This window comes from Brevibacterium sp. FAM 24630 (genome assembly GCF_049804075.1).
Taxonomy (GTDB): Bacteria; Actinomycetota; Actinomycetes; order Actinomycetales; family Brevibacteriaceae; genus Brevibacterium.
The window spans coordinates 64333-72244 of sequence record NZ_JBNBZD010000020.1 but is presented as its reverse complement, the minus strand read 5'-3'; the positions used below and the strand labels follow the sequence as shown (position 1 = coordinate 72244).

Below are 7912 nucleotides of genomic sequence, written 5' to 3'. Positions count from 1 at the left end.
GAGGCTCTGGGAGGCTCAATGTGGAAGAGACCGGTGAGAGACCGGGACACTACCTCCTGCCCACTCATCGTGCCCAAGCTCAAATTCGAGTGGGCCACCGGACATCAAGCAGATCGGTGGATCAAGGTTTAGAGATCACGGCGGGGCGGACTCTCATGCGACCCGCAGGGAGCAGGCGACGAGCCTCTGCGCGTGGTGGGAAGCGTGACGCCGCCGGAGACGAGGCGGGGCGGCGTGTGGTGGGAAGCGTGACGCCGAGGCGGGGCGGCGCGTGGTGGGAAGCGTGACGTTGCCGGAGACGATCGTGCCGAGATCGTTGGGCATTCTGCAGTCGACACCACTAGGGTAGTAGGGAACGAAGAGTGTCTGAGTGGAGAACGGTGCCGAACGTGTCGAACAACCCCGAATATCGCCCGAGCGACCCACCTCAGGTCGGCTCGCAGCAGGTCAACAACAACTACGGATCCCAGCCACAGTACGGTTCGGGGCAGGGCCAACAGTATGGCTCGGGTGCTGGGCAGTACGGCTCGGGTCCCGGGGCCGAACAGTACGGTTCCGGCGCGGGGCAGTACTCGCAGGGTCAGCAATACGGCCAGGGCGGCTACAGCCAGGGTGGTTACAGCCAAGGCGGAAGCTACGTCCAGGGTGGTTACAGCCAGGGCGGAAGTTACGGCCAGAGCGGCTACAGCCAGGACGGTTACAGCCAGTTCGGTGCCAACGGTGCGTACGGGCAGGCGGCCGGATACAACCAGCCCGATGCCTACAGCCAACAGGGTTCCTACGGTTCGTACAGTCAGCCCGGCTCATACGGCTACGGCCAACAGGGTTCCTACAGCCAGCCGATGACCTACGGCGCCCAGCCGATGATCGTGCGTCCCGTGCCGAACAAGATGGCCGTGTGGTCGATGTGGATGGGCATCGTCGGACTCGGCGGCGGCTTCGTCTGCGGCCTGCTGTCCATGGTGCCTGTCATCGGCATCCTGTTCAGCATCGTCGCGATGTTCCTGTGGATCGCCCCGCTGCTGGCAGTGATCTTCGGCCATATCGGACTCGGGCAGATCAAACGCACCGGCGAAGACGGCCGTGGGCAGGGCATTGCCGGCCTCATCATGGGCTACGTCAGCATCGCGCTCGGTCTGCTGGGTCTCATCATTGTGATCGGATTCTTCGGACTCGGCTTCATGGCCATGCTCGGCAGCGGGTACTGAGCCGCCTCAGCGGAGGTGGGTGCTGCCTTGTCACGGGTGGTGCAGGACTGGAACACGATTCGCCGTTGAGGGCACCCACGCCCCGATAGCGTTGACATCAGTCATCGAGAACCGGATCGCACGGTGTCTCGAACACCCGCCACAGCCATCGGAGAGCAACTGACATGGATACCCGCGTACTGCCCATCGGGTGCACTTACACCGGATCGAACCGTGCGCCGGCGACCCCTGCAGCGCGGGCCCAGATGCACACTCCTGCAGCGCGGGCCCAGGTGGCGGCTCCGGCGGCTCACACGCCAGCTCCTGTGCACGGCCCTGTCTCCGTACCCACTCCGGCACCCGGAATCGGGCCCGTCACCTACGGCAACGCGGCACCGGTCGCCAGCTACGGCAATGCGGCACCGGTCGTCGTCTACCGGCAGGTCGCGCCGACGAACTCCTCGGCGATCGTCGCGTTGGTGCTCTCCGTCATCTCGTTCATCTCATCGGCCTTCTTCCTCGGTTTCATCGGCATCATCTTCGGCCACATCGCCCGCAGGCAGATCAAACGCCGAGGCGAACGAGGCAACGGGATGGCCGTGGCCGGACTGTGGGTGGGCTACCTGAGCGTGATCTTCTGGATCGTGTTCTGGTTGGTGTACCTGGGCATCATTGCGCTAGTCATGGGATTCGCCATCGCTGCCGAGACCGGAACGATCAGCTGAGGCTCGTGCCTCGGGCGCGCCACGAGTGTTTGACCCCGCCCGGGCATACGACGACAGACAACGACAGACGACGGCCCACGACAGACGACGACAGACGACGACTTTCGAAACCACAACTGTGACAGACCTGTAACCGCGCCGCCTTTTGCCCGAAACGACGACTCTGTACCGTTGAAGGCAGACGCAAGGAGACCTCATCATGAGCAGCCAGAACAACTGGAACAATCCGGACATGTATTACCAGCAGCCCTTGTCGAACTCGGGCGGCCTCGGTGCCCAGTCATACAGCCAGAACCCCGGATATGCGGCAAACGCTCAGTATGCCGTCGGGCCGGGGTACGTCTACCAACCGCTGCCGCCGAACAATGTGCTGGCCATCATCGGCATGTGCGCCTCGATCTTCGGCGTCGTCTCCGGAGTCTTCATCGGCGGCATCGCCGGCGTCATCATGGGCCATATCGCACGCAAGCAGATCAAGGAACGCGGTGAGCGCGGCGACGGCATGGCAGTTGCCGCCCTGTGGGTCGGCTATATCGGCACGGGACTGTGGCTCCTCTTCTGGGGCGTGATCCTCCTCTTCTACTTCGGTACGTTCGCTCTGCTCTTCGCCACCGGAGCAGCCGCATCTTGACCGAAGACCCCAGCACGTCTGAGCCTCAGCTCGACCCCGACAACACCCCCGCCGAGGCACCCGACCCCGACGGCGCCCCCGCCGAGGCACCCGACCCCAACGACACCCTCGCCGAGGTGCCCGACCCCGATGACGACGACCGTTGCGTCCCAGCGAGGTCGGGTCCGGACCTCACCGGCGGGCGACTCATCCTCGTCGGGACTCCGATCGGCAACCTCGGCGATGCGAGTCCGCGGATGCGGCAGGCCATCGAAACCGCCGACGTCATCGCCGCCGAGGACACCCGCCGGTTCCTCTCTCTGGCGCAGCGTCTGCAGCTGAGCCACACGAACCGGATCATCAGCGTATTCGACCACAACGAGGGCCATCGCGCCCCCGAGCTGGTCGAGCTCATCAATGCGGGGCAGACCGTGGTGCTGCTCTCCGACGCGGGGATGCCGGCCGTGTCCGACCCCGGATATCGCGTGGTCAGAGCCTGCGCCGAGGCGGGACTGCCGATCACGTCGACGCCGGGCCCGTCCGCGGTACTGATGGCCCTGGCGGTCTCCGGGCTGCCGAGCGACCGGTTCAGCTTCGAGGGCTTCTTGCCGCGCAGATCCGGTCAGCGCAAGAGCCTGCTCGAGGAGCTCAAGGCGGAGAAGCGGACGATGGTCTTCTTCGAAAGCCCCCACCGGATCGCCGACACGATGGATGACTTCGCCGAGGTCATCGGCGAAGATCGACCCATGAGCATCAGCCGTGAACTGACGAAGACCTACGAGGAGACGCTGCGGGGGACCGTCGGTTCGCTGCGTGAACGCGCCGCAGCGGGACTGCGAGGGGAACTGACCCTCGTGCTCGCCGGTGCCACCGAAGTCGAGACGGCTCCGGAGGACCACCTCGGCGAGGTCAGCGCACTCGTCGAGTCCGGGATACGTGCGAAGGATGCGGCCGGGCAGGTGGCGAAGAAGTTCGGCCTGTCGAAGCGCGACGTCTACGAAGCCTGGCTTCACCGCGAGTGACGCGACTCGTGCGCAGCAGGGTGTGGACAACTGGCAGCCCAGTTTTGGGTGAGTAGCCCACATTTGAAGGTGGGCTATTCATCTCAAACTGGGCTATGAGCGAGGTTGAATGGTTGGTTGACGCTGTTCTCATGTGCTCCCGGGGGCGAGTGGCGCGCGTTCCCGGAGGCTGACGACGGCTCGACTCGAGCGCTGACGCTTGTTGACGGACTCCGTGCTGAGACGTTGTCGCTGTGTGGACGCCGGAGCTGACTCCACAGCAACTGAATTGAGTATTGCTGTATCAGAACGTGGTTCGGCAGTGTGCCGGCATGAAGAACAACGTCGTGCATTTCAAGGATCTTCGCAATGCTGGAGCCTCCACGGCAGATATCCGTAGTGCATTGGGATGCTGTCTGCTGAAGGTCTCGCGTGGAGTCTATTCGGTAGTCAGCCGGTGTGAAGTCCGTGCCCACCGATACTTCTCTCCCTTCGCCACGGACTCGGCTTGGATGACGTATCACGAGGAACAGCGCGACAAGGAGCGTTCCCAACGGCGCAGATACGAGGCGAATCTGAAGCGTCTGCAGGTCCTTCATTATCCTCACTACCGCGCAGAAGACACCGTGTTCGGGGTCTCAGCGGCACGGCTGCACAGGATCGGTATGTTCGACGAGCCGGATGAACCGGTGTCGGTGTTCCACCCCGTGTCAAGCACCAAATCACCCGAGCTGATCAGGCGACGCCGAACAATCTCAGCTGAAGACGTCTGCCAGGTGGAGGGGCTCCGAGTCACTTCTCCGGCTCGAACTGCCTTGGATCTGCGGGCCGAGCTCGGCAGCGCCGCGGCGTTTGCCGCAATGGAACAGGTGATCAGATGGCATCTACTCGGCAACGACGAAGATCTGATCTTCAGGCTCGGGTATTCGTCGCACCTGCTGGACGAGGTGCCGGGTGCAGTCGCAGATTTATTCGGAGCGCCCATCGCCCGCCTGACGCGGGGCGGCAAAGTGTCTGCGAGACTGGTCGCGCTCGCTTCGCCGTTGTCCGAAAGCTATGCGGAGAGCAGAGCCGCATTCAACCTGCATCTTCTGGGGCTGCATGACTTCGTGCAGCAGGTGAATATTGCCGATGACGGCCGACTTCTGACAAGACTCGACTTCCTCCTTCGCGAGGACAAGGTCGCTCTCTATGTGGATGGGACCCAGAAGTACGTTGACGGCGGCTTTGACGTCATGAACAAAGAGAGCCGACAGCATAATCGACTGTTGGCGATGGGCTATAAGGTGTTGCGCTTCAAGTTCCATGAGGTTCTGAACCCGAAGACCTTCGGGCAGAAGCTCTTCTTTCAAGCACCTGAACTGCGTCGTCGGTGCGGGCAGCCGCTGGTTCCGTGATTTGGTGCCGGGGTGCGAACCGTTTCAGCCCAGTCCGAGGTGAATAGCCCACCTTCAAATATGGGCTACTCACCGCAGACTGGGCTATTCGCGAAGACTCGGCCAAGTCCCGCCCGCACCCCCGGCCCGAAAGCACCCGTGCCCGCCCGCACCCCCGGCCTGAAAGCACCCGTGCGCGCCCGCACCCCCGGCCTGAAAGCACCCGTGCGCGCCCGCAACCGCGCGTCCCTTAGACTGTGTGACCTATGGGTTACTACTTGACGACAGCGATTGCCTACCCCAACGGGGCCATTCACATCGGGCACGCCTATGAGTACATTGCGGCCGACACGATCGCCCGGTTCAAGCGACTGGACAATCACGAGGTCTTCTTCTGCACCGGCACGGATGAGCACGGGCTGAAGATGCTGCAGGCGGCGAACAAGCTCGGCATCACCCCGAAGCAACTCGCCGACGACAACGCGAAGAACTTCCGCGACACCCAGCTGGCCCTCGGTTCGACCTTCGACCGGTTCATCCGCACCACCGACGAGGACCACTATGAGGCGTCGAAGGCGATCTGGCGCAAGCTCGAAGAGGCCGGCGACATCTACCTCGACACATACGCCGGCTGGTACTCCGTGCGCGACGAAGCCTTCTACACCGAGGACGAGACCGAAGTCGTCGACGGTGTGCGCCTGTCTACGGAGACCCGCACCGAGGTGACCTGGACGGAGGAGGAGTCCTACTTCTTCCGCCTCTCGAAGTACCAGGACAAGCTGCTCGAGCTGTACAAGACCCATCCGGAGTTCATCGGCCCGGACTCCCGTCGCAACGAGATCGCCTCCTTCGTCGCCTCCGGGCTCAAGGACCTCTCGGTCTCCCGCACCACCTTCGACTGGGGCGTGCCGGTCCCCGGCAATGAGAAGCACGTGATGTACGTGTGGATCGACGCCCTGACCAACTACCTCACCGCCGCCGGATACCCGAACGACGACGAGCGCCTCAACAAGTGGTGGCCCGCCGACGTCCACATCATCGGCAAGGACATCATCCGGTTCCACAGCGTGTACTGGCCGGCGTTCCTCATGAGCGCGGGCATCGAACTGCCCAAACGCGTCCACGCCCACGGATTCCTCTTCAACTCCGGTGAGAAGATGTCGAAGTCCGTCGGCAACGTCGTCGACCCGCTCGACCTCGTCGATGCTTTCGGCCTGGACACACTGCGCTTCTTCCTCTTCCGCGAGTTCTCCTACGGCCACGATGGTTCGTACACGAAGGACTCGATCATCACCCGCAAGAACGCCGACCTCGCCAACGAGTACGGCAACCTCGCCCAGCGCTCGCTGTCGATGATCCAGAAGAACTGCGACGCCCAGGTGCCGCAGCCCGGCACCCTCACCGAGGCGGACGAGGCCCTTCTGAACCTGGCACGTGCAGTCCCGGACACGGCCCGCCGCCACGTCGACACCCAGGCCCTCCACCTCTACGTCGAGGCCTGCTGGAAAGTGCTGTCCGAGGCCAACCGCTACTTCTCCGCGCAGGAGCCGTGGAAGCTGAAGAAGACCGACCCGGAGCGTATGGCCACCGTGCTGTGGGTGACGATCGAGGTCGTGCGCATCATCTCGATCCTCATCCAGCCCGTCATGCCCGATGCGGCCGGCAAGATCCTCGACCTCCTCGGCGTGCCCGCCGGAGTCGGTGAGGCCGGGGCGAAGGTGCTGCCGACCGCCACCGAGTCCGGGTCCGGCGCCGAAGCGATGGCAACCGTGAGTGCGGGAGCGGCCATCGGCGTCGCCGCCGGGGCCGCATACGCCTCCGCGGCTCTGGCCCCGAACGTCGCCGAGGCGGCCGCCGGTGGTCTGGCCGCCGCCGACGTCGATCCCCGATCGTTCGCAGCCGTGGAGTTCCCGCTCGAGCCGGGCACCCCGCTGCCGAAGCCCGAACCCGTGTTCCCGAAGTACGTGGAGGAAACCGAATAATGGCCTCGCGCGCCGCCGGAACCTATCCACCGGTGCCCGAACCGCTGACCCACCCCATCGTCGACACCCACACCCACCTCGACATCTGCACGGGTGTGCGTCTGCCCTTGGGCGCAGGTGAACCCGAACCGGAGGTCTCCCCGGATGCGGAGGAGGAGTTCCCCTCCCTCGATTTCTTCCACGACACCGCCGCCGAGGCGGGGGTCCGCCGTATCGTCCAGATCGGATGCGATCTCCCGGCAGCGAGGTGGACGACCGAGCTCATCGCCTCCCAATACGCCGGCACCATCTCCGAGCCGGCCCTAGGCTCGACCGTGCCCACACCTCCTGCGAACGGCCGGACGTGGATGCTCGGCGGGGCGGCCCTCCACCCGAACGAGGCTCCGCGGCTGGCAGAACGCGGTCTGCTCGACGATGCTCTGACCGAGATCGAGACGCTCGTGACCTCCCACGACCGGATGCGTGTGGTGGGGGAGACCGGCCTGGACTACTTCCGCACGGGCGAGGACGGCATCGCCGAGCAGCAGCGGTCCTTCCGCGCCCACATCGAGATCGCCAAGCGCACCGGTCGGGCCCTGCAGATCCATGATCGCGAGGCTCACGCCGATGTGCTGCGCATCCTCAGAGAGGAAGGCGCCCCCGAGGTCACGATCTTCCACTGCTTCTCCGGTGATGAAACGATGGCCCGGGAGTGTGCGGCCGCAGGCTACTTCATGTCGTTCGCAGGCAACCTCACGTTCAAGAACGCCGACGAGCTGCGCCGAGCCGCGGCAGCCGCGCCGCTGGACCTGCTGCTGACCGAGACCGATGCCCCCTTCCTCACCCCGCACCCGCACCGCGGTAAGCCCGGCGGGCCGTACCTGACGGCGATCACCGCCCGGAAACTCGCCGAGGTGCGCGGAATGAGCGAAGAGGATCTGTGCTCGGCGGTGTGGGCCAACGCGGAGAGAGCGCTCGGCAGCTGGGACTGAATCACCGCTGCGACAGATTTACTGCTGCGATGCGTGGCCGCGATACACGGCGGCGATGCA

The 7912-nt window shown here is 64.5% G+C and carries 8 protein-coding genes; 7 read left to right on the top strand and 1 reads right to left on the bottom strand.

Annotated features, from left to right (window positions below):
- Nucleotides 1–153: 153 nt before the first annotated feature.
- Nucleotides 154–324: a hypothetical protein gene (locus ACPUD7_RS14075; RefSeq protein ID WP_425120256.1), complete on the bottom strand. Its 171-nt coding sequence runs from the start codon at nucleotides 322–324 to the stop codon at nucleotides 154–156.
- Between the two features lie 38 nt (nucleotides 325–362).
- On the opposite strand from ACPUD7_RS14075, the gene ACPUD7_RS14070 reads away from it, so the two are divergent.
- From ACPUD7_RS14070 to ACPUD7_RS14040, 7 genes are all read left to right on the top strand, one after another.
- Nucleotides 363–1208, top strand: coding sequence for a DUF4190 domain-containing protein (locus ACPUD7_RS14070; RefSeq protein ID WP_240689871.1), 846 nt, complete (start codon nucleotides 363–365; stop codon nucleotides 1206–1208).
- 164 nt (nucleotides 1209–1372) lie between these two features.
- Nucleotides 1373–1912, top strand: a complete 540-nt coding sequence (locus ACPUD7_RS14065; RefSeq protein WP_425120255.1) for a DUF4190 domain-containing protein — start codon at nucleotides 1373–1375, stop codon at nucleotides 1910–1912.
- Between the two features lie 199 nt (nucleotides 1913–2111).
- Nucleotides 2112–2543 carry a DUF4190 domain-containing protein gene (locus ACPUD7_RS14060; RefSeq protein WP_425120254.1) on the top strand — a complete coding sequence of 144 codons (432 nt, stop codon included), beginning with the start codon at nucleotides 2112–2114 and terminating at the stop codon, nucleotides 2541–2543.
- A gap of 116 nt (nucleotides 2544–2659) precedes the next feature.
- A complete protein-coding gene (gene rsmI, locus ACPUD7_RS14055; RefSeq protein WP_193096446.1) occupies nucleotides 2660–3544 on the top strand; it encodes a 16S rRNA (cytidine(1402)-2'-O)-methyltransferase in 885 nt (294 codons plus the stop codon).
- Nucleotides 3545–3855: 311 nt separating this feature from the next.
- Nucleotides 3856–4920, top strand: a complete 1065-nt coding sequence (locus tag ACPUD7_RS14050; protein ID WP_135540349.1) for a hypothetical protein — start codon at nucleotides 3856–3858, stop codon at nucleotides 4918–4920.
- Nucleotides 4921–5165: 245 nt separating this feature from the next.
- Nucleotides 5166–6881, top strand: a complete 1716-nt coding sequence (gene metG / locus ACPUD7_RS14045) for a methionine--tRNA ligase (protein ID WP_135540347.1) — start codon at nucleotides 5166–5168, stop codon at nucleotides 6879–6881.
- Nucleotides 6881–7852 carry a TatD family hydrolase gene (locus ACPUD7_RS14040; RefSeq protein WP_425120253.1) on the top strand — a complete coding sequence of 324 codons (972 nt, stop codon included), beginning with the start codon at nucleotides 6881–6883 and terminating at the stop codon, nucleotides 7850–7852. Before metG ends, ACPUD7_RS14040 begins: the two co-directional genes overlap by 1 nt.
- Nucleotides 7853–7912: the final 60 nt, after the last annotated feature.

What these genes read in the sequence shown, in the direction of transcription:
- ACPUD7_RS14065 (WP_425120255.1), top strand. Translation starts at nt 1,373, where the DNA reads ATGGATACCCGCGTACTGCCCATCGGGTGCACTTACACCGGATCGAAC.
- ACPUD7_RS14075 (WP_425120256.1), bottom strand. Translation starts at nt 324, where the DNA reads ATGCCCAACGATCTCGGCACGATCGTCTCCGGCAACGTCACGCTTCCC.
- ACPUD7_RS14040 (WP_425120253.1), top strand. Translation starts at nt 6,881, where the DNA reads ATGGCCTCGCGCGCCGCCGGAACCTATCCACCGGTGCCCGAACCGCTG.
- ACPUD7_RS14050 (WP_135540349.1), top strand. Translation starts at nt 3,856, where the DNA reads ATGAAGAACAACGTCGTGCATTTCAAGGATCTTCGCAATGCTGGAGCC.
- metG (WP_135540347.1), top strand. Translation starts at nt 5,166, where the DNA reads ATGGGTTACTACTTGACGACAGCGATTGCCTACCCCAACGGGGCCATT.
- ACPUD7_RS14060 (WP_425120254.1), top strand. Translation starts at nt 2,112, where the DNA reads ATGAGCAGCCAGAACAACTGGAACAATCCGGACATGTATTACCAGCAG.